Source organism: Embleya sp. NPDC005575, assembly GCF_040605455.1.
Lineage (GTDB): Bacteria > Actinomycetota > Actinomycetes > Streptomycetales > Streptomycetaceae > Embleya.
In genome coordinates this window covers 1-21,492 of sequence record NZ_JBEXCV010000009.1, presented here as the reverse complement: position 1 = coordinate 21,492, position 21,492 = coordinate 1, and the positions used below count along the sequence as shown (strand labels likewise).

General features: G+C 71.1%; 16 protein-coding genes and 1 pseudogene. 10 read left to right on the top strand and 7 right to left on the bottom strand.

Features of this window, described 5'->3' with window-relative positions; translation table 11 throughout:
- Positions 1-3 precede the first annotated feature (3 nt).
- The 4 genes from cydB (at position 4) to ABZS54_RS04895 (ending at position 7,810) form a co-directional block, all read left to right on the top strand.
- Entirely contained in the window at positions 4-1,041 is a 1,038-nt protein-coding gene (gene cydB / locus ABZS54_RS04910) for a cytochrome d ubiquinol oxidase subunit II (RefSeq protein ID WP_355531121.1), read from the top strand.
- Positions 1,042-1,097: 56 nt separating this feature from the next.
- Positions 1,098-4,670, top strand: a complete 3,573-nt coding sequence (cydD, locus tag ABZS54_RS04905; protein ID WP_355531119.1) for a thiol reductant ABC exporter subunit CydD — start codon at positions 1,098-1,100, stop codon at positions 4,668-4,670.
- Positions 4,671-4,869: 199 nt separating this feature from the next.
- Positions 4,870-6,645: a GAF domain-containing protein gene (locus ABZS54_RS04900; RefSeq protein ID WP_355531117.1), complete on the top strand. Its 1,776-nt coding sequence runs from the start codon at positions 4,870-4,872 to the stop codon at positions 6,643-6,645.
- A gap of 106 nt (positions 6,646-6,751) precedes the next feature.
- Positions 6,752-7,810 carry a medium chain dehydrogenase/reductase family protein gene (locus ABZS54_RS04895; RefSeq protein WP_355531115.1) on the top strand — a complete coding sequence of 353 codons (1,059 nt, stop codon included), beginning with the start codon at positions 6,752-6,754 and terminating at the stop codon, positions 7,808-7,810.
- Between the two features lie 387 nt (positions 7,811-8,197).
- On the opposite strand, the gene ABZS54_RS04890 is transcribed toward ABZS54_RS04895, so the two are convergent.
- The gene (locus ABZS54_RS04890) at positions 8,198-8,854 is read right to left on the bottom strand and encodes a response regulator transcription factor (RefSeq protein WP_355531113.1); all 657 of its coding nucleotides are present in this window, start codon (positions 8,852-8,854) and stop codon (positions 8,198-8,200) included.
- A 364-nt stretch (positions 8,855-9,218) separates the two neighbouring features.
- Here ABZS54_RS04890 and pdhA point away from each other — a divergent pair, with 364 nt between their 5' ends.
- The 4 genes from pdhA (at position 9,219) to ABZS54_RS04870 (ending at position 14,214) form a co-directional block, all read left to right on the top strand.
- On the top strand, positions 9,219-10,346 hold the full coding sequence (gene pdhA / locus ABZS54_RS04885) for a pyruvate dehydrogenase (acetyl-transferring) E1 component subunit alpha (protein ID WP_355531111.1): 1,128 nt from the start codon (positions 9,219-9,221) through the stop codon (positions 10,344-10,346).
- Positions 10,346-11,347: an alpha-ketoacid dehydrogenase subunit beta gene (locus tag ABZS54_RS04880; protein WP_355531109.1), complete on the top strand. Its 1,002-nt coding sequence runs from the start codon at positions 10,346-10,348 to the stop codon at positions 11,345-11,347. The genes pdhA and ABZS54_RS04880 overlap by 1 nt, the downstream gene beginning before the upstream one ends.
- Before the next feature lie 31 nt (positions 11,348-11,378).
- Positions 11,379-12,764, top strand: a complete 1,386-nt coding sequence (locus ABZS54_RS04875; RefSeq protein WP_355531257.1) for a dihydrolipoamide acetyltransferase family protein — start codon at positions 11,379-11,381, stop codon at positions 12,762-12,764.
- Positions 12,765-12,879: 115 nt separating this feature from the next.
- Positions 12,880-14,214, top strand: a complete 1,335-nt coding sequence (locus tag ABZS54_RS04870; RefSeq protein WP_355531107.1) for an MFS transporter — start codon at positions 12,880-12,882, stop codon at positions 14,212-14,214.
- A 25-nt stretch (positions 14,215-14,239) separates the two neighbouring features.
- Here ABZS54_RS04870 and ABZS54_RS04865 read toward each other — a convergent pair whose 3' ends face one another.
- Positions 14,240-15,052 (bottom strand): maleylpyruvate isomerase family mycothiol-dependent enzyme, encoded by an 813-nt coding sequence (locus tag ABZS54_RS04865; RefSeq protein ID WP_355531105.1) that lies wholly within the window; start codon positions 15,050-15,052, stop codon positions 14,240-14,242.
- 148 nt (positions 15,053-15,200) lie between these two features.
- Here ABZS54_RS04865 and ABZS54_RS04860 point away from each other — a divergent pair, with 148 nt between their 5' ends.
- Entirely contained in the window at positions 15,201-15,974 is a 774-nt protein-coding gene (locus tag ABZS54_RS04860) for a carbon-nitrogen family hydrolase (protein ID WP_355531103.1), read from the top strand.
- A gap of 19 nt (positions 15,975-15,993) precedes the next feature.
- On the opposite strand, the gene ABZS54_RS04855 is transcribed toward ABZS54_RS04860, so the two are convergent.
- From ABZS54_RS04855 to ABZS54_RS04845, 3 genes are all read right to left on the bottom strand, one after another.
- Positions 15,994-16,701, bottom strand: coding sequence for a hypothetical protein (locus tag ABZS54_RS04855; protein ID WP_355531101.1), 708 nt, complete (start codon positions 16,699-16,701; stop codon positions 15,994-15,996).
- Positions 16,677-17,243, bottom strand: a complete 567-nt coding sequence (locus ABZS54_RS04850; RefSeq protein ID WP_355531099.1) for a SigE family RNA polymerase sigma factor — start codon at positions 17,241-17,243, stop codon at positions 16,677-16,679. Before ABZS54_RS04850 ends, ABZS54_RS04855 begins: the two co-directional genes overlap by 25 nt.
- A gap of 94 nt (positions 17,244-17,337) precedes the next feature.
- Entirely contained in the window at positions 17,338-17,889 is a 552-nt protein-coding gene (locus tag ABZS54_RS04845; protein WP_355531097.1) for an LURP-one-related family protein, read from the bottom strand.
- A gap of 160 nt (positions 17,890-18,049) precedes the next feature.
- Here ABZS54_RS04845 and ABZS54_RS04840 point away from each other — a divergent pair.
- A pseudogene (locus ABZS54_RS04840) lies at positions 18,050-19,498 on the top strand (thioredoxin-like domain-containing protein); the annotation flags it as partial.
- Between the two features lie 179 nt (positions 19,499-19,677).
- Here ABZS54_RS04840 and ABZS54_RS04835 read toward each other — a convergent pair.
- Positions 19,678-19,968 carry a DUF6458 family protein gene (locus ABZS54_RS04835; RefSeq protein WP_355531095.1) on the bottom strand — a complete coding sequence of 97 codons (291 nt, stop codon included), beginning with the start codon at positions 19,966-19,968 and terminating at the stop codon, positions 19,678-19,680.
- Between the two features lie 115 nt (positions 19,969-20,083).
- Positions 20,084-21,370, bottom strand: a complete 1,287-nt coding sequence (locus ABZS54_RS04830) for a M18 family aminopeptidase (RefSeq protein ID WP_355531093.1) — start codon at positions 21,368-21,370, stop codon at positions 20,084-20,086.
- Between the last annotated feature and the right edge of the window lie 122 nt (positions 21,371-21,492).

Sequence of the window (21,492 nt, the reverse complement as noted above, 5' to 3'; positions counted from 1 at the left end):
GTCATGGGACTCAACGAATTCTGGTTCCTGCTGATCGCCGTCCTGTGGATCGGCTACTTCTTCCTCGAGGGCTTCGACTTCGGCGTCGGCATCCTGACCAAGGTGCTGGCCCGGAACGAGACCGAGCGCCGGGTGCTGATCAACACCATCGGCCCGGTGTGGGACGGCAACGAGGTCTGGCTGATCACCGCGGGTGGGGCCACCTTCGCGGCCTTTCCCGAGTGGTACGCCACCTTGTTCAGTGGCTTCTACCTGCCGCTGCTGCTGATCCTGGTCGCGCTGATCCTGCGCGGGGTCGCGTTCGAGTACCGGGCCAAACGTGACGAGGAGCGCTGGAAGCGCGGCTGGGAACAGGCGATCTTCTGGGGCTCCTTGGTGCCCGCGTTCCTGTGGGGCGTCGCGTTCGCGAACATCACCCGCGGGGTGAAGATCGACGCGAACAAGGAGTACGTCGGCAACCTGCTCGACCTGCTCAACCCGTACGCACTGCTCGGCGGCGTGGTCACCACGGTGCTGTTCACCTTCCACGGCGCGGTCTTCGTCGCGCTCAAGACCAACGGCGACATCCGGGCCCGGGCCAACGCGCTGGCCGGGAAGGTCGGCATCGCCACCGCCGTGCTCGCCGCGGCGTTCCTGATCTGGACCCAGGCACAGCACGGCAACGGCCGCACCCTGGCCGCGCTGATCGTCGCGGTGCTCGCCCTGGTGGCCGCGCTGGCGATGAACCGGATCGGCCGCGAGGGCTGGGCGTTCGCACTCTCCGGCGTGACAGTGATCGCCGCGGTGGCGATGCTGTTCCTGTCGCTGTTCCCGAACGTGATGCCCTCCAGCCTGGACTCGGCGTGGAACCTGACCATCCACAACGCGTCCTCGACGCCGTACACGCTCGAAATCATGACCTGGGTCGCCGGCTTCATGACCCCGATCGTGCTGTGCTACCAGGCCTGGACGTACTGGGTGTTCCGCAAGCGGATCAGCACCAAGAGCATCCCGACCAAGCCGGCCTTCGGTGCCGCTGCCGCCGACCTGGTCGGCAAGTAGCGGATCGGAGAACCGCGTAGGACCGCACCGAAGACGCACCGACGAAAGAGCGGCTCGTGAAGCCTGTAGACCCGCGCCTGCTGACCCACGCCCGTGCCACCCGGGGCTTTCTGGCCCTGACCGTGGTGCTGGGCACGGCGGGCGCGGGTCTCGTGCTCGTCCAGGCGGGCCTGCTCGCCCGGGTGATCGTGGCGGCCTTCGAGGAGGAGGCCGCGGTCGGCGACCTGTGGCCGGAGCTGGGCCTGCTCGCCGGCGTGATCGCGGCCCGCTCGGCGATCTCCTGGCTCACCGAGGTGATCGCGCACCGCACCTCGGCAGCGGTGAAGTCGCAACTACGTTCGCGGCTGCTCGCACACGTGGTCCGGCTCGGCCCGGCGTGGCTGAACAACGAGCGCTCCGGCGAGCTGACCACGCTCGCCACCCGCGGCGTGGACGCGCTCGACGGCTACTTCGCCCGCTACCTGCCGCAGCTGATCCTGTCCGTCACCGTGCCGGTCGCGGTGCTCGCGCGTGTGGTGTTCGGCGACTGGATCTCGGCGGTGACGATCGTGGTCACGCTCCCGCTGATCCCGCTGTTCATGGCATTGATCGGAATGGCCACACAGAAGTACATGGACCGGCAGTGGACGGTGCTGAACCGCCTGGCCGGGCACTTCCTGGACGTGGTCGCCGGACTGCCCACCCTCAAGGTGTTCGGCCGGGCCAAGGCCCAGGCCACGTCGATCCGCACGATCACCGACGACTACCGCCGGGCCACCCTGAAGACGCTGCGGATCGCGTTCCTGTCCTCGTTCGCGCTCGAACTGCTCGCCACCATCTCGGTCGCGCTGGTCGCGGTCGGTGTCGGCCTGCGCCTGGTCGACGGCGATCTGAGCCTGGAGACCGCGCTGGTGGTGCTGATCCTGGCGCCCGAGGCATACCTGCCGCTGCGTCAGGTCGGCGCCGAGTACCACGCCAGCGTCGAGGGAGTGAGCGCCGCGGACCGGGTGTTCGCGGTCCTGGAGACCACACCGGACGCCCCCGCCGCAACCGCGCCGGTGCCCGACCCGCGCTCGGCCGAGTTGGTGTTGACCGGCCTGACCGTGCGGCACGAGGGGCGGGCCGATGCGGCGCCCGCCGAGCTGGACCTGACCGTACGACCGGGCGAGACGATCGCGCTGATCGGGCCGAGCGGGTGCGGCAAGTCCACCGTGCTCGCGGTGCTGCTCGGCTTCACCCGGCCGACGGGGGGCCGGGTGACCGTGGGTGGCGTGGACCTGGCCGAGCTGGACCCCGACGCGTGGCGGGCCCGGATCGCGTGGGTCCCGCAGCGGCCCTACCTGTTCGCGGGCACGATCGGCGCCAACGTGCGCCTGGCCCGCCCGGATGCCGGCGACGCCGAGGTACACGACGCGTTGGTCGCGGCCGGCGCGGCGGACTTCGTGGCGGCCTCGGGCGGCCTGGACGCGCCGCTCGGCGAGGACGGCGCGGGCCTGTCCGCCGGCCAGCGGCAACGCCTCGCGCTGGCTCGCGCGTTCCTGGCCGATCGGCCGATCCTGCTGCTGGACGAGCCGACCTCGAACCTGGACGGGGACAGCGAGGCGGACATCGTCGAGGCGGTCCACCGGCTCGCCGTCGGCCGCACGGTCGTGCTGGTCGCACATCGGCCGGCGCTGCTGCCGTTGGCCGACCGGGTGGTCGCCGTGAGCGGGGGGGCCGCGGCGCACGGCCCGGAGGGCGCACACGAAGCGGACCTGGCGCAGGCCTCGGAGGGTGCACACGTGGCCGGCGCGGCGCAGGTGCTCCCGGCCGAGGTCGAGGCCGCACGGGCGGCGGATGACGTCCCGGCCGTCGAGCAGCCCTTCGAGCCTCCCCTCGCGGACTCGCCGGTAGCCGCCGGGGCCGGGCCCGGCCGCCGACTGCTCGCGCTGGCCCGGCCGTTGCGCGGGCGACTCGCGCTCGCGGTGTTGTGCGGGGCACTCGCGCTGGGCAGCTCGGTCGCCCTGATGGCCACGTCGGCGTGGCTGATCTCGCGCGCGTCGGAGCATCCGCCGGTACTCACGCTGATGGTCGCGGTCACCGGTGTGCGGGCCTTCGGCGTCTCCCGCGCGGTGTTTCGCTATGCCGAGCGGCTGATCGGGCACGACGCGGCGTTTCGGATCCTGGCCCGGTTGCGGGTGCGGGTGTACGAACGCCTGGAGCGGCTGGCGCCGGCGGGGCTGCCCGCCTTCCGTCGCGGTGACTTGCTCTCCCGGCTGGTCGCCGACGTGGACGCGGTCCAGGACTTCTTCCTGCGCGCGTTGTTGCCCGCGTGTGTGGCGGCTGTGGTCGGCGCGGGTGCGGTGCTCGCCGTCGCGCTGGTGCTGCCCGAGGCCGGCGCGGTGTTGCTGCTCGGTCTGCTGGCCGCCGGCGTGCTGGTGCCGTGGCTGGCCGGCCGGGTCGCCCGGCGGGCCGAACGCCGGGTCGCCGCGGTCCGCGGCGAACTCGCCGGCGCCGTGGTCGACCTGCTGCGCGGCACGCCCGAACTGATCGCGGCGGGCCGCGCGCCCGCCCGGCTGGCCGAGGTGGACGCGGTGGACGCGCGGCTGCGCGCGACCGAGGCGGGGCAGGCCCGGGGTGCGGGCGTCGGGGCCGGCCTGGCCGCGCTCGTGTCCGGCGCGACCGTATGGGCGTCCGCCCTGGTGGGCGTCGCGGCGGTGCACGCCGACCGGTTGAGCGGTGTGCTGCTCGCGCTGGTGGTGCTCACCCCGCTCGCCGCGTTCGAGGCCACCGTCGTATTGCCCGCCGCCGGCCGGCACCTGGAGAGCTCGCGCCGGGCCGCGGCACGGGTGTTCGAGGTGATCGACGCGCCCGAGCCGGTCCACGAGCCGGCCGCGCCGCGCGCACTGCCGGCCGCGCCGCTGCCGTTGCTGGTGCGCGACCTGCACGCGCGCTGGACCCCGGACGGCCTGCCCGCGCTGGCCGGCGTCGACCTCGAACTCACCCCGGGCAAGCGGCTCGCGGTGGTGGGGGCGAGCGGGTCGGGCAAGACCACGCTGGCCAACGTGCTGCTGCGCTTCCTGGACCCGGCGGCCGGGGCGGTGACGCTGGCCGGCGTACCGATCACCGACCTCGCCGGTGACGACGTACGGCGCGTGATCGGGTTGTGCGCGCAGGACGCGCACGTCTTCGACAGTTCGCTGCGGGAGAACCTGCGGCTGGCCCGCCCGGATTGCGACGAGGACGCGATGCGCGCGGCGCTGGCCCGGGCTCGGCTGCTGGACTGGGTGGACACGCTGCCCCAGGGGCTGGACACGATGGTCGGCGAGCACGGCGCACGGCTGTCCGGCGGCCAGCGGCAACGGCTCGCACTGGCCCGCGCGCTGCTCGCCGACTTCGAGATCCTGCTGCTGGACGAACCCGCCGAACACCTCGACCTGCCCACGGCCGACGCCCTGACGGCCGACCTGTTGGACGCGACCCGGGGGCGGACCACACTGCTGGTCACCCATCGGCTCACCGGACTGCACGCGGTGGACGAGATCGTGGTGCTGGCCGAGGGGCGGGTACGGCAACGCGGGACGTGGGGGCAGTTGAGCACCACCCCCGGGGCGTTTCGGGCATTGCTCGACCGGGAGTACGCGGCGGGGGCGGTCGCGGCGCAGGCGTGAGGCGGGTCGGCCGCGCGGATCCTACGTACGTGTACGGGTACGTGTCCGTATTCGGGCGCGTGTGCTTCGGGTGCGGGCGTCCGATGCGCGTGCATCCGCGTATGCGGACCGGTACTCGTGATCCGTGGGCGTGGGATCCGCACGCGTGTCCGGGTTGTTTAGCTGCTTTCATCCGTATTTGCCCACGTAGGCTGCATTCATGGAGAACGCGACCGGCAACGGCGCCGACGGCGCCGACGAGCCCGACGGGACGGATCGGTCCGACCACACGCCCGAACCGGCCGCGGCGGCGCGGGACTCGCTCGGCCTGAACGATCTGGTGGCCGAGGTGGCCGAGGTGGCCGAGGTGGTCGAGCGGCTCGGTTCGGCGGCGGCGGCAGGGGATCGACTCCAGGGGCTCCTCGAAGCGGTGATCGCGGTCGGCGCCGACCTGGACCTGCACACCACGCTGCGCCGGATCGTCGAGGCCGCGGCCGACCTGGCGGACGCACGCTATGCCGCGCTCGGGGTGATCGGCAGCGAGCACAACCTGTCCGATTTCATCACCGTCGGCATCTCCGGGGAGGACCGCGAGCGGATCGGCGAACTCCCGCACGGACGGGGGATCCTGGGCCTTTTGATCGACCACCCCGAGCCGCTGCTCCTGGACGATCTGACCCGGCATCCGGCGTCCTACGGCTTCCCGCCGAACCACCCCGCGATGCACTCGTTCCTGGGCGTGCCGATCCGGGTGCGCGACGAGGTGTTCGGCAATCTGTACCTGACCGAGAAGCGCGGCACGGCGGACTTCAGCGTCGAGGACAAGCAGGTGGTCCGGGCGCTCGCGGCGGCGGCCGGGGTGGCCATCGAGAACGCGCGCCTGTTCGAGAGCGCGGTCCGCCGGGAGAAGTGGATCATGGGCTCGGCGGACGTCACCACGGCGCTGCTGACCACGCAGGACCCGGACGAGGCACTCGCCGTGGTGGCCGAGCGGGCGCGCAGCCTGGCCGAGGCGGACTTCGCCGCGATCTACCTGCCCCAGCCGGACGGCTCCTACCAGATCGAGGTCACCTCCGGCGAGGACCTCGCGGGCCTGGGCGGCACGGTGGTCGCACAGGGCAGCCCGATCGCTGAGACCATCAACACCGGTCGCAGCATCTTCATCGCGGACATGAGCACCGATCCGAACGTGGTGCTGGACCAGTCCCGCTGCTTCGGACCGGGCCTGTTCGTGCCGCTGATCGCCAACGACCGGATCCTGGGCGCACTCGAGCTGGACAAGCGGATCGGCGCGGTCCCGTTCAATCGGACCGAGCGCTCGATGGCCCAGGCGTTCGGCGGTCAGGCGGCGATCGCGCTGATGCTGGCGAGCGCGCAGCGCGACCGGGAACGGCTGGCCGTGTTCGAGGATCGCGACCGGATCGCCCGGGACCTGCACGACCTGGTCATCCAGCGGCTGTTCGCGACCGGGATGATGCTCCAGGGCGCGGCCCGATTGGCGAGGATGCCGGCCGTGACCGTGCGGATCAACCAGGCCGTGGACGAACTCGACGCGACGATCCGCGAGGTACGCAGCACCATCTTCGCGTTGCAGAACCCGCCGCGAGAGGGGCCGATCGGGGTCCGGGGCCGGGTGCTGCGCGAGGCGAGCGTGTCGGCCGCCACGCTCGGCTTCGAGCCGACGGTCACCTTCGCGGGCCCGGTCGACTCGACCGTCTCGGACGAGGTCGCCGAGCAACTCCTCGCCGCACTGCGCGAGGTCCTCTCCAACACGTCCCGCCACGCGCACGCGTCCCGGGTCGAGGTGAGCCTGGTGGTGGCCGGCGACACGGTCGACCTGACGGTCACCGACGACGGCGTGGGCATCGCGCCCGGTGGTCGGCGCAGCGGTCTGGCCAATCTGGCCGGTCGCGCGACGGAGTTGGGCGGCCGGGCGGAGTTCGGACCGGGGCCGGAGGGCCGCGGCACCACGGTGACCTGGTCGGTGCCGCTCTAGGCGTACGCCCTGACCGGAAGTTCTCGAGTCGATGCTTGACACGCTAATGGCCTGCACTTAAGTTAGATGGCATAACAAAAATTACTGATAATCACCGGGAGTCGTAATGAATGCCATCGCAACCGAGACCGCTGCCGGCCCGGTCACCGAAATCGTGCTGCCGGGCGTCGTCGAGCCCGCCGGCCTGGAGGTTCGGGTGCGCCCGACGCCGGAGCCGGCCGCCGGGGAGGTCCTGCTGGCGGTCGAGGCGTCGGGGGTCTCCTTCGCCGAGCAGCAGATGCGCCGCGGCAAGTACTACGACCAGCCGGCCTTCCCGTTCGTCCCCGGCTACGACCTGGTCGGCACGGTCCTGCGGGTCGGGCCCGGCGGCGATGCGGCGCTGGTCGGCCGCCGATTCGCGGCGCTGACCAAGGTGGGCGGGTGGGCGAGCCTGGCGGTGCTCCCGGCCGCCGACCTGGTCGAGGTGCCCGAGGGCATCGACCCGGCCGAGGCGGAGACCGTGGTCGTCAACGGGATCACCGCGTGGCAGATGTTGCACCGTCGGGCCGGGATCCGCCGCGGGCAGACCATCCTGGTGCACGGCGCCAACGGCGGCGTGGGATCGACCCTGGTGCAATTGGCCACGCAGGCCGGCGTTCGCGTCATCGGCACCGCCTCGCCGCGCCACCACGACGCGGTGCGCGCGCTGGGCGCGATCCCGCTGGACTACCGGGCCGCCGACCTGCCCGCGCTGGTGCGCGCGCACGCCCCGCACGGCGTCGACGCCGTCTTCGACCACGTCGGCGGCGGGGGGATCGTCGACTCGTTCGGGCTGCTCGCCCGTGGCGGCACCCTCGTCTCGTACGGGACGGCGGCCACCAAGAACGCGCCCGGCTCGTCCCGACTGCCCGTGCTCAAGCTGGTGGCCCGCCTCCTGTGGTGGCACCTGCTGCCCAACGGGCGGCGCACGCACTTCTACAACATCTGGGCGGGCAAGCGTCGCCCGGCGACCTTCCGGGCCCGACTGCGCACTGACCTGTCCGAGGTCTTCGCGCTGCTCGGTACCGGCGCCATCACCGCCCAGGTCGCGGCCCGCATTCCGCTGAGCCGAGCCGCCGACGCACTCGCACTGGCCGAGTCGGGCACGGTCACCGGAAAGGTCGTGCTGGTCCCCGACGCACTCTGACGCGCCGTCACCGCCGCCACCTCGACCAGGCAAGGGACCCCGCCGTGCACCTGAACAGCTCCCTCACCAACCCATCACACTGGGCAAGTACGGCCCTGATGACGGCCTTTGCCTTGGGCTCAAGGCGCCTCGACTCGCCCCGGCCGCCGACACCTCCGCACCCGCCCCGAGCCGGCCTCATGCCATCGACGCGGCCCCGAACTCGCCCGTGATCACCGGGACAACCCCCTCACCCGCGGCGCAGTGGACGAAGGTCCGGGACATCCCTTCGGGGGCGGCCGGAGCTCCCGAACGCGGGGAGGCCTGCGCGTAGGTCCGCTCGGCGTCCCGGGCCACTGCCCGACGCACGCTCGCCGCGCGCTCCGCGGCCGAGTCGCGCACTGCCGACTACCGCCTCTTCTCCGCCTTCTGGCGGGCCACATATGCCGCAGCCTGGGTGCGGCGTTCCATGCCCAGCTTTGCGAGCAGGCTGGAGACGTAGTTCTTGATGGTCTTCTCGGCCAGGTGCATCTCGGTGCCGATCCGGCGGTTGGTCATGCCCTCGCCGATCAGGTCGAGGATGCGGCGCTCCTGGTCGCTCAGGGCCGCCAGGCGTTCGTCGCCGCGGGTGCCGCCGCGCAGGCGTTCCAGGACGCGGGCGGTGGCCGCCGGGTCGAGCAGGGATTTGCCGGCGGCGACGTCGCGGACCGCGCCGACCAGGTCGGAGCCGCGGATGTCCTTGAGCACGTAGCCGGAGGCGCCCGCCATGATCGCGTCGAACAGCGCCTCGTCGTCGGAGAAGGAGGTGAGCATCAGGCAGCGCACGTCGGGCAGTCGGGCCCGGATCTCGCGACACACCTCGACCCCGCTGCCGTCCGGGAGCCGCACGTCGAGCACCGCGACCTGCGGCCGAGTCGCCGGGATCCGTACCAGCGCCTCCTCGGCGGTGCCGGCCTCGCCGACCACGTCGATGTCGTCCTCGATCGACAACAACTCGTGCACGCCACGGCGGACCACTTCGTGATCATCGAGGAGGAATACCCGGATACTTCCCTGATCGCTCACTTGTACAGGTTCGCATGTACACCGTCCGGGTGCCCGGTTGATGCCTCCGGAAGGGTCGGGACGGGCCCGCCACGCGGCCATTCGTCGAGGAGCGACAAACAGTGCCGCCACGTTCGGGCCGGTCGCCACTACGTGCCGGCGGGACTGGTGGGTAACGTGGCGGTGTGCGGTTTCCGAACCGCATGCCTGTGCGCAGGTGCCTCCCGGATTCACCCGGGAATTCCTAGGAAATCCTAGGAAGTACAGCCACCAATCGCCGTGTCTGCACATCAAGGTAGCCGCGCACACCCCGCGCGGAACCGGGCCCGGCGATCCGGACCCGGTCCACGGCGACCCCGCGGACCGGACAGACGGAGGAGAGAACGTGGCAGTGGACAGTACGGACGGAACATTGTTTCCGCCCGATTCCGGAGCCGGTCCAGAACTGATTCAGTTGCTCACCCCCGAGGGCGAGCGGGTCGAGCATCCCGATTACGCGATCGACCTGTCCGATGACGAATACCTGAGTCTGTATCGCGACCTGGTGCTGGTGCGTCGCTTCGACGCCGAGGCCACCGCGCTGCAACGGCAGGGCGAACTGGGCTTGTGGGCCTCGCTGCTCGGCCAGGAAGCCGCGCAGATCGGGTCCGGACGGGCGCTGAGTCCGGACGACTATGTGTTTCCCACCTACCGTGAACACGGTGTCGCGTGGTGTCGCGGCGTGGACCCGTTGAATCTGCTCGGTATGTTCCGCGGCGTCAACCACGGCGGTTGGGATCCGCGCGAGAACAATTTCCATCTCTACACGATCGTCATCGGCGCGCAGACCCTGCACGGCGTCGGATACGCGATGGGTGTGCAACGCGACGGAAGCGATGGCGCGGTCGTCACGTATTTCGGTGACGGGGCCTCCAGCCAGGGCGATGTCAACGAGGCATTCACCTTCGCGGCGGTGTTCAACGCGCCCGTGGTGTTCTTCTGCCAGAACAATCAGTGGGCCATCTCCGAACCCACCGAACGGCAGATGAAGGTGCCGCTGTATCGGCGCGCCGCCGGATTCGGCTTTCCCGGAGTTCGAGTGGACGGAAACGACGTGCTCGCGTGTCTCGCGGTGACCAGGGCGGCGTTGGCCCGGGCCCGGCGCGGCGAGGGCCCGATGCTGATCGAGGCGTTCACCTACCGAATGGGCGCGCACACCACGTCCGACGACCCGACCCGCTATCGGTTGAACGCGGAACTGGAGGAATGGCGGCTCAAGGACCCGATCGAGCGGCTCAAGGCCTACCTGCACAAGCAGGGCATCGGGACTCCCGAGTTCTTCGCGGACCTGGAGGCCGAGAGCGAGGAATTGGGCAAGCGGGTACGCAACGGCGTGCGCACGATGCCGGACCCGGATCCGGCGTCGATGTTCGCGCACGTGTACGCCGACCCGCACACCCTCGTGGACCGGGAACGGGCCGAGTTCGAGGCTTACCACGCGTCCTTCGTCGACGCCGGGGAGGACGGGCACTGATGGCTCCCGCACAGTCGACGGGCACGTCCCGTCAGATGTCGATGGTGCAGGCGCTCAACACGGGGCTGCGCAAGTCCCTGGAGAGCGACCCCAAGGTTTTGATCATGGGCGAGGACATCGGCAAGCTCGGCGGTGTCTTCCGGGTCACCGACGGTTTGCAGAAGGACTTCGGCGAGGACCGGGTCGTGGACACCCCGCTGGCCGAGTCCGGCATCGTCGGGACCGCGATCGGTCTGGCACTGGCGGGCTACCGGCCGGTCGTGGAGATCCAGTTCGACGGCTTCGTCTTCCCCGCGTACGACCAGATCGTCACCCAACTGGCCAAGATGCACGCCCGTTCGCTCGGCTACGTCAAGCTGCCGATCGTCATCCGCATCCCGTTCGGCGGCGGGATCGGCGCGGTCGAGCACCACAGCGAGTCGCCCGAGGCGTACTTCGCGCACACCGCGGGCCTGCGCGTGGTGTCGTGCTCGAACCCGGTGGACGCCTACTGGATGATCCAGCAGGCGATCGCCTCCGACGACCCGGTGATCTTCCTGGAGCCCAAGCGGCGCTACTGGACCAAGGCCGAGGTGGACACCGCCGCGACGCCGGAACCGCTGTACGGCTCCCGTGTGGTGCGCCCGGGCGGCGCCTGCACGGTGGTCGCCTACGGGCCGATGGTGGCGACCTGTCTGGAGGCCGCCGCGGCGGCCGCCGAGGAGGGGCGCGAGTTGGAGGTGATCGACCTGCGCTCGTTGTCCCCGCTGGACTTCGACGCGGTCGAGGAGTCGGTCAAGCGCACCGGGCACCTAGTCGTCGTGCACGAGGCCCCGTCGTTCCTGGGCATCGGCGCGGAGGTCGCGGCGACGATTACCGAGCGCTGCTTTTATCACCTGGAGGCGCCGGTGCTCCGGGTCGGCGGCTATCACACGCCGTATCCGCCGTCCCGGGTCGAGGAGGACTACCTCCCCGACCTCGACCGTGTTCTCGATGCCGTCGACCGCTCCCTGGCCTGGTGAGGATCCCGTGTCCGAGGTGAAGAAGTTCCTGATGCCCGATGTCGGCGAGGGGCTCGAAGAGGCCGACATCGTCGTATGGCACGTCAAGGTCGGCGACGAGGTGAGCGATGGCCAGGTCATGGTCGAGGTGGAGACGGCCAAGGCCCTGGTCGAGCTGCCGTGTCCGTTCGACGGGGTGGTGACCGAACTCCTGGCCGCCGAGGGCGACACGGTCGCGGTCGGCGCCCCGATCATCGCTGTGGCGCCGAGCGGTACGCAGATGCCCACCGGCACCGCCGCGGCCGAACCGGCCGACAGCCGGGGCGAGGCCCTCGCGGCGGATCTCGTGCCCGAACCCCCGGCGCCCGAGCCCGTCGCGGCCGCCGAGCCGGAGAAGAAGGACACCCGTACGGCGGTGCTGGTCGGCTACGGCGTGCGCACCACGTCCGGCCGGCGGCGGGCCCGCAAGACGGACACCCCCGCGCCGGTGCTTCGCGCGGCCAACGGCTCGGGGCACGCCGGAGCGCCGACGTCGGGCTCGTCCGCCAACGGTTCGATCGCGCTCGCCAAGCCGCCGGTCCGCAAGCTGGCCCGGGATCTGGGCGTGGACCTCGCGTCGGTGCTCCCCTCGGGCCCCGGCGGCACGGTCACACGCGAGGACGTACACGCCGCCGCGCGTCCCGCGCCGGCCGCCGCCCCGGCCGCCTTCTCGGCGACCGGGCCCGGTGAGAGCGTCGCGGGCGAGCGGCGCATCCCGGTCAAGGGGGTGCGCAAGGCGACCGCGCAGGCCATGGTGGCGAGCGCGTTCTCCGCGCCGCACGTCACCGAGTGGGTGACGGTGGACGTGACCCGCACGGTCAAGCTCGTGCGCAAGCTGCGCGAGCTGCCCGACTTCGCGGACACCAAGGTGAGTCCGCTGCTCCTGGTCGCCCGGGCGCTGCTCGTGGCGATCGCCCGGCACCCGGAGATCAACGCGTCCTGGGACGAGCCGAACCAGGAGATCGTCGTCCGCGATCGCATCAACCTGGGCATCGCCGCGGCGACGCCGCGCGGGTTGATCGTGCCGAACATCAAGGACGCGGGGGGCAAGAGCCTGACCGCGCTGGCCGGCGCGCTCACCGAGTTGGTGGCCACCGCTCGGGACGGGCGCACCTCGCCCGCCGACATGGCCGGCGGCACGGTGACCATCACCAACGTGGGCGTGTTCGGGGTGGACGGCGGTACGCCGATCCTCAACCCGGGCGAGGCCGCGATCCTGGCGGTGGGCGCGATCCGTGAGCAACCGTGGGTGCACAAGGGCAAGATCAAGCCCCGGCAGGTGACCACCCTCTCGCTGTCCTTCGACCACCGCATGGTGGACGGCGAGTTGGGCTCGCGCGTGCTGGCCGACGTGGCCCAGATGCTGGAGCGGCCGAAGCTGCTCTTCGTCCGCGGCTGACGCGTTCGGCGCGGATCGCCCGCGGACGGCGGACCGCCCACATGAGTACGGCCGGGCCCTTTTTCGGGGCCCGGCCGTATGTATGTCCGAAGGCGTCCCCTAATGTGTATGTACTGTGAAACCATCTGCGGACACAGCCCCCTCCCGGCTCGGCGGCAGCATCGCCTGGATGATGTGGGCGGTCGCGGCTTCGGTATACGTCGTCGCGGTGTTCCACCGCAGCAGTCTCGGCGTGGCCGGGATCGACGCGCAGGAGCGATTCGGCGTCTCCGCATCGCAGCTCTCGCTGTTCCCGATGCTGCAACTGCTCGTCTACGCGGGCCTACAGATACCCGTCGGCGCGCTCACCGACCGTTTCGGCGCCAAGCGGGTGCTCAGTTGCGGGCTGGTGCTGATGACGGCGGGTCAGTTCACCTTCGCGTTCGCGCACGGGTTCGCCGGCGCCGCGTTCGCCCGGGTGCTGGTTGGCATGGGCGACGCGATGACGTTCGTCAGTGTGCTGCGGGTGGTGTCGGTGTGGTTCCCGGCGAACCGGGTCGCCGTGTTGACCCAGTTGACCGCGCTGCTCGGGATGGCCGGCAACCTCGCCGGCGCCACGCCGCTGGCCGGCGCGCTGCACGCGTTCGGCTGGAGCCGGACCTTCGCGGTCTCCGCCGGGGTGGGTGTGGCGGTCCTGGTCGCGGTGCTGATCGTGCTGCGCGACAACCCCGGTGCGAGGACCCGGGTGCGCCCGGTCGGCGGCCCGGGCATGTGGTCCCAGGTGCGCGCGGCGTGGGCCGAACCGGGCACCCGGCTCGGTCTGTGGGCGCACTGGGCCTGCGGCTGCCTGCCGCAGGTCTTCCTGATGTTGTGGGGCTTCCCGTTCCTGGTCGAGGGACAGGGGCTGGCCAAGGGCACCGCGAGTGCGCTGCTGACCGTCGCGATCGTGATCAACATGCTCGCGTGCCTGGTGGTCGGCCCGCTGGTGACCCGCCGGCCGGGCAGCAGGTTGGCGCTGTGCGTGGGTCAGCCGATCCTGGCCCTGGTGTTGTGGGCGGCCGTGCTGATCCCGGCCGAGCCCTCGCCGCTGTGGCTGTTGGTCGTGCTCGCGCTGGTGATCGGCCCCGGCGGTGCGCTGTCCCTGGTCGGCATGGAGTTCGCCCGGGACGGCAATCCGTCGCAACGCCTGGGCACGGTTTCGGGCATCGTCAACGTCGGCGGGTTCGCCGCCGCGACCCTGTGCCTGTTCGCGATCGGCCTGGTCCTGGACCTGGTCGAGCCGGGCGGCGGCGCGCACGGCCTGAACGCGTACCGCGTCGCGATGGCCGTTCAGGCCGTACCGCTGCTGCTCGGCGTCGTCCAGGTGCTGCGCTACGCCCGCAAGGTCGCGGGAAGCCGCCGGGCCGAGCCGGTGTGCGTGGTGGCGGCGGGGCGCGTGCCGGAGCGGGAGAGCGTTCCCGGCGCCGGCTGACGCCCCGCCCGAGGTGCCTTCGGGGTCAGGGCGTGACGGCCATGGTGCCCAGGATCCGTCGCGCCAGATCGGGGTCGCCCTCGACCTTGACGTCGGCCCGGGCTGCGGCGACCCGGCCGCACATCAGTCGCACGAACGTCTCCCAGTCGGTGGAGATCATCACGAGCGGTCCCAGCGGAACCCGCCCGTCCAGCCGGCCCCGACCGTTCTCGTCGACGGTGACCGTGCGCATGAAATCCACCGGCCCGCTCACGTCGAACACCACCGACGCGCCGGCGGGCGCCTTGGCGTCCTTGGCCACCACCCGGGCCAACCCGGTCAGCAGGAAGTCGCGGGTGATCAGCGCGGCGGGCGAGTCCAGGTTGCCGGGCACCCCGATCGCGCGCCGCACGTCCTGCTCGTGCACCCACACGTCGAACACCCGCTGGGTGAGCAGGAACCGGTACGGGACGCTGCGGCCCATGATGCCGCGCACCTCGTCGTCCGGTGCCCGGTCGGACTCGTCGAGCATTCGACGCCGGCGCAGGATCACGTACTCCAACTCGCCGGTCATCTCCGGTGAGGTGTGGCAGCGCCGCACGTCCACGGGTATCTCGGTGTAGCGGCTGAATTCGTCGTGCACGTGCCGCAGATCACGCGGCAGCGTGTGGATCGGTCGGGGATCGCCGAGCAGTTCCAGCTCGATCCCGATCACGTGCGACACGATGTCGCGGACCGACCAGCCCGGACATTCGGTCGCGCTGCTCCACCGGCCCTCGGTCAGGGTGGAGACCAGATCTTTGAGGGAGCGAATCGAGTGCTCCCAGGCGTCGGCGTGCGTTTTCAGGTCGTTGGTCACGAACTACCTCTTGTCGCTGCGTCACCGGTCGGGTGGAGGGGGCGACCGTTGCTTTGACGTGGTCCCGGATCCTGGCAGGCACGTTACGCTGCAAAAGATCCCGCGGTCAGCCCGTTCGCGGGAAGCAAGCGGTGTAGGTGAGGGGAAAGTGCGCGTTTCGCTCGTACAACTCGACGTCGACCCGGCGGTACCGGCTCAAGAACGCCTGGCCGAGGTCTCCGCGCTGGTGCGCAGCCGGCGCGGCGACCACCTGGTGGTCCTGCCCGAGCTGTGGTTGCACACCGGCTGGGTCTACGACGCCTGGGAGTCGGACGCCGAAGGCGTGCGCGGACCGGTCGCCCAGGCAATGGCCCGCGCGGCTCGCGACGCCGGGGTCTGGCTGCACGCCGGCAGCATCATCGAGCGCGGTGCCGATCAAAACCTCTACAACACGTCGCTGGTCTTCGACCCGGACGGCGCGCTGCGCGGCACCTACCGCAAGATCCACCGCTTCGGCTTCACCGGCGGCGAGGCCGCGCTGATCTCACGCGGCACCGAGCTTGCGCAGGTGCGCATGCCATGGGCCGAGGTGGGCCTGGCGACCTGCTACGACCTGCGCTTCCCGGAACTGTTCCGGCGGATCCTGGACGCGGGCGCGGAGGTGCTGGTGCTGCCCGCCGCGTGGCCTGCGCGACGGGTCGAGCACTGGCGCGTGTTGTCCCGCGCCCGCGCGATCGAGAATCAGATGTTCGTGCTCGCGTGCAATACGACCGGCACCCAGGGTGGCGAGGCGATGGGCGGACACAGCATGGTGATCGACCCGTGGGGCGAGATCGTCGCCGAGGCCGGCACCGAACAGACCGTACTCACCGCCGAGATCGACCCGGCGCTGGTGGCCAAGACCCGCGAGGACTTCCCGGTCCTGCAGAACCGGATCCTGTGAGCGTGCTCGCCGAGCCGGGCTACTGCCGGAACTGCTTGCGCACCCGGCCCTCGGCGTCGTACGCCTTCAAGGTGTAGGCGGGTACGGCCGAGCGGGCCACCACCACCAGTGCGTAGACACGCGTGGTGGGGTCGATCTGCACCGGATTGATGATCACCGGCTTCGCCGCGCCCTTCCAGGTGACCTCCAAATGATCGATGTTGGGAGACACCTCGGCGGTGAAGAACGCGGCGTACAAATCCTTGCTTCCCTCCACCTTGCCCAGCGATCCACCACCGCGGAAGCGGTCCTTCTCCGCGGCCTTGGCCGCAGCGGTGCGCCCCGGGACGAGGCTGCACTCGCCGGGCTCGGTCGGGGGACTATCGCCCTTCTCGACGTTGCGGAAGCACGTCCGCTCCGGGCCGTCGCTCCACGCCCGGTACTTCCAGGGCCTGCCGTTCACCATGCCCTCGCCGATGATGTCCGGGCTCGCCCCGGGCGGTCGGGTACCTGCGGTCACCTGAACGATGTCCGTGGAGTTGCCCTCCTCGTCCAGTAGCGAGTCGGCGATCACCGCACCGCCCCCGCCGAGCGCCAGCGCGCCCGCCAGGACGGATGCCACGGTCGCCCCGCGCCACCGGCGTTTGCGCGCTCGCTCGATCGCCGCGTCCGCCGTCGGCGCGGTCAGACCGGCCGCCTCGATTTCCGCCATGAAGGCCTCCCTCAGTGCGGTGCCGTCGTCGGCCATGGCCGCACCTCCGTATCCGAAGTAGAGGGGGTGTCCGTCTGATGTGGGATCAGATCGGCCAGTTGGGGATCCTTGCGGAGTTGGGCGAGCCCCCGGAAAGTCTGACTGCGCACCGTACCCACCGTGCAACCGAGGATCTGCGCGACCTCGGACTCCGCACGGTCCTCCCAGTGGCGCAACACCACCGCCGCCCGCCGGCCCGCCGGCAACCGGGCCAACGCGGCCAACAACACGCTGCGTTGGGCCACCCCGCCGGTCGAGTCGGGTCCGGCTCGGTCCGGCAGCCGGTCGGTGAGAAAGTGCGTCACCCGCCGTCGGCGAACCCGGGACAGATTGGTGTTCACCAGAATCCGGCGCACGTAGGCGTCCGGATTCTCCACCCCGGATACGCGTGCCCACGACGTATACGTCTTGGTCAGCGTGACCTGAGCCAGGTCCTCGGCCTCGTCGCGATCGCCGCACAGCAGGTACGCGGTGCGTACCAGCGCTGTGCGACGCTCCTCGACGAAGGCCCGGAACTCGTCTTCCCCATGGGATCTCAACCGTGCCCCCTTCCACCCGAACAGACGTGTGGAAGGCAGCCGTTCTATGCCTGTCGGCCGCGATCGTCGACGGATCGTCCTGGGCTCGGCCGACTCAGTCGTCGCCCTCGGAACTCAACCGGTCCACGCACACCGCGATCGCGATGATCAGCGCATGATCCCACCCGGGCGCGATGTCGACGCCGTAGGTGTCGCGCACCCGCAGCCACTTGCGGGTGATCTGCGCGACCGGTCCGTTCGGCCCGGTGATGCCGTACTCGTGGTTGAACATGTCGCCCCGCACCGAGAGTTCGATGCCGACCGCGAGATCGACCTCGAATGCCTCGTGCAGCGGCGTGAACATCTTCTTGCGCACCGTGGCGACCGTTTCGCCGGTCGCGTCCTCGATCTTCATCGAGTGGTGGATGCTCATGATCTTCTTCTTCACGGTGGCCAGCACCGTGCCGGCCGCGTCCTTTAGCTCCAGCCGGTCGTGCAGCGTCAGCGCCTTGCCGTCGACCAGATAGACCTTCTCGCCGGATTCCGTCGTGACCCAGAAGTCGTCGCCGATCGCGAACATCTTCTCGCGCACGAGGTAGCGGCCGGGAGCGACTCCCGGATAGAGCTGGGCTCCGTCGTACTCGTCCCCGAACACTGCTGCCTCCACGATGACTACGCCTTTGTCGGGCAGACTGCCCGAAATGCCGGCGTTCAGTCGTGCGGACGCGCGCGTGTGCGGCACCCGGATACGCCCGGTTGGGTGGGGCGCGGTCGGTACACGCGCCGGCCGGGGGTCGCCGGCCGACCCGGATGGTTCACTTCGGATCATGAGCAGCACCGCGCGCCGAGCCCGGATCCGGGCCCCCGAGTTGTCCGGTTCCGGCGGCTGGATCAACACCGACGGACCCGGACCGACGCTGGCCGGGCTGCGCGGGCGGATCGTGCTGCTGGACTTCTGGACCTCGGCGTGCGTGAACTGCCACCACGTGCTGGCCGAACTGCGCCCGATCGAGGAGCGCCACCGCGACGTGCTGACCGTGATCGGCGTGCACTCGCCCAAGTTCGAGCACGAGGCGGAACACGGCACGGTGGTCTGCGCGGTGCAGCGGCACGAGTTGCGGCACCCGGTCCTGGACGACCCCGAGCTGAGCACGTGGAAGCAGTACGCGGTGCACGCGTGGCCGACCCTGGTCGTCGTCGACCCCGAGGGCTACGTGGTCGCGCAACTGTCCGGCGAGGGCCACGCGAGCGAGATCGAGGCGATGATCGCCGATCTGGTGGTCGAGCACGAGGGCAAGGGCACGCTGCGCCGGGCCGCGGAGGACTTCGAGCGACCCGACGCGCCGCGCACCGACCTGCGCTTCCCGGGCCAACTGCTGCGGTTGCCCTCCGGCGCGCTGCTGGTCGCGGACACCGGGCACCATTCCCTGGCCGAACTCTCCGACGACGGCCGTACGGTGCTGCGCCGGATCGGTACCGGGCGGCGCGGGCTGCTCGACGGCGGGCCCCGGCACGCGATGCTGGCCGAGCCGCACGGGATGGCTCTGCTGCCGCCTGAGGTGGCCGCGCACGTGCGGTACGACGTCGTGGTCGCGGACACCGCCAATCACGCGTTGCGCGGCGTTTCGCTGGCCACCGGATCGATCCGTACGGTCGCGGGCACCGGACGACAGCGCCGGCGCGGCGCGGACGAGCACGGCGCGGCCCGCACGATCGACCTTTCCAGCCCGTGGGACGTCGCGTGGTTCGGCGGCCGGATCATCGTGGCGATGGCGGGCGTACACCAGCTGTGGGAGTTCGACCCGGTCGGCGAGGGCATGGGGGTGCTGGCCGGCACCACCGACGAGGGGATGGAGGACGGGCCGGTCGACACCGCCAACTTCGCCCAGCCGTCCGGCCTGGCCGTGTCACCGGATCGGCACACGTTGTGGGTGGTGGACGCGGAGAGTTCGGCGCTGCGTCGCCTGGTGGACGGCCGGATCGAAACGGTGGTCGGCCGCGGGCTGTTCGACTTCGGGCTGCGGGACGGACCGGCCGAACACGCGCTGTTCCAGCACCCCTTGGGCGTGGACACGTTGCCGGACGGCTCGGTGGTGGTCGCGGACACCTACAACGGCGCGCTGCGCCGCTACGACCCCACGGACGGCTTCGTGTCCACCCTCCTGGGCGACCTCGCCGAACCGGCCGCCGTGGCGGTGGCCGCCGACCTGGACGAGGACGTCTACCTGACCGTGGTCGAGTCCGCGGCCCATCGGGTCCGCAAGCTCCGCATGCCGCACACGTGAGGCCGCGAAGGTGGCGATGAGGCCGGGCTCGTGTCCTGCTTCGCCCACGCGGACCCCGCCGCCCGGGCATGGCCCGCGACCACCCCGCAACGGAGACGACCGGGGCTCCGGAGCGGGAGGGGGAGGAACTCCGGAGCCGCGGTCGTCAGGGGGTGGTGCCGAGATGGTCTTCAGCGTCGGTAGTAGCGGCGCGTCGGCCGCTCCTCGACGATCCGTTCGACGGGCTGCTCGACGTAGCCTCCCGTGACCGGCGGTTGCACATAGCCGGCCGGCGGCGGGTTCAGCGACGCGTCGCGGCGTCGCGGCCCCCACACCATCAGGAACAGCGCGATGCCCACGACTCCGGCAATCATCAGCACGACGCCGACCACGTCGACGTTGATGCCGGACACGCTCCAGTCGGTGGCGAAGGTCAGAATCGCGCCCACCGCGATCAACAGGATGCCCGCTCCGATGCCCATGAGTCCGTTCACTCCGATCCGCTGACGTGCGGCGGGATTACGCTGCGCCGATTGACTGTCGGCTCGCGCCTACCCGGAGTCCTCGAACCCATGCCCGCGGATTCGCGGCGGCCCTTCAGCCCTCCAGGAACGCGGCGGCGGCCGAGGCGAGCAGGAACGGGTCGTCGGCGCCGCACAGTTCGCGGGAGGAGTGCATGGACAGGCAGGCGGTGCCGACGTCCACCGTCTCGATGCCCAGGCGCGTCGCGGTGATCGGGCCGATGGTGGAGCCGCAGGGGATGGAGTTGTTCCCGACGAAGATCTGCGCCGGCACCCCCGCGCGTTCGCACGCCGCGTTCCACACGGCCCGGCCGCGTGCGTCCGTCGCGTAGCGCTGGTTGGTGTTGACCTTCAGGATCGGGCCGCCGTTGGGCACCGGGTGGTGGCCCGGCTCGTGCCGGCCGACGTAGTTCGGGTGCACCGCGTGGCCCACGTCGCTGGAGAGGTGGAAGGAGTCGGCGAACGCGCGGGCGCGGTCCTCCAGCGATCCGCCGCGGGCGCTGACGATCCGGGTCAGCACCGTCTCCAGGAGCGGACCGGCCGCGCCCGTGGTGGACTCGCTGCCGGTCTCCTCGTGATCGAACGCGCCGAACACCGGGATGTGCGCCACCTTGTCGTGCGCGGCCGCGAGCAGCGCGGCCAGGCCCGCGTGTACGGACAGCAGGTTGTCCAGGCGCGGCGAGGCCACCAGTTCGCGATCGCGGCCCAGGTAGCTGGGCTTCTGCACGTCGTGCACCATCAGGTCCCACCCGGTGACGTCGCCGGCGGCCACGCCGGCCTCCTCGGCCACGAACCGGATCAGCGCGCCCTCGTCCACCGCGCCCAGTCCCCAGATCGGGGTCATGTGCTGCTGCTTGTCCAACTGCAGTCCCGCCTCGTTGACCGAGCGGTCGAGGTGGATCGCCAACTGCGGCACACGCAGCACCGGCCGGTCCACGAACACCAGGTGCTCGCTCCCGTCGCGCAGCACGATCCGGCCGGACAGGCCGAGGTCGCGGTCGAGCCAGGAGTTCAACAGCGGGCCGCCGTAGACCTCGACGGCGACCTGGCGCCACCCCGCGGCCCCGGTGTCCGGAAGCGGCTTGACCCGCAGCGTCGGCGAGTCGGTGTGCGCTCCCATGATCCGGAAGCCGCGCGTGCTCTCGGCGCCCTCCGGCACGTACCAGGCCACGATCGCGCCCCCACGCAGCACGTACCGGCCGCCCGCCTCGCCGTCCCACGCGGCCGTCTCCACGAGTCGCCGAAAGCCCGCCGCCTCCAGTCGCCCGGCCACATTCGCGGCCGCGTGGTAGGGGGAGGGACTGGCGCCGACGAACTCGATCAGGTCGTCGGTGTGACTCCGGTCGAAGCGAGGCGAACTCATACATACTCCAAGGTTCACGGCCGATCGGCCGCGCAGATCGTTGCGGGTTCTCCGCCCCGAGCCTACGACCCGAGATCTCGGGAAGCCCGAACGCCGGTCGGGCCGAGGTTTCAGATCGGAAG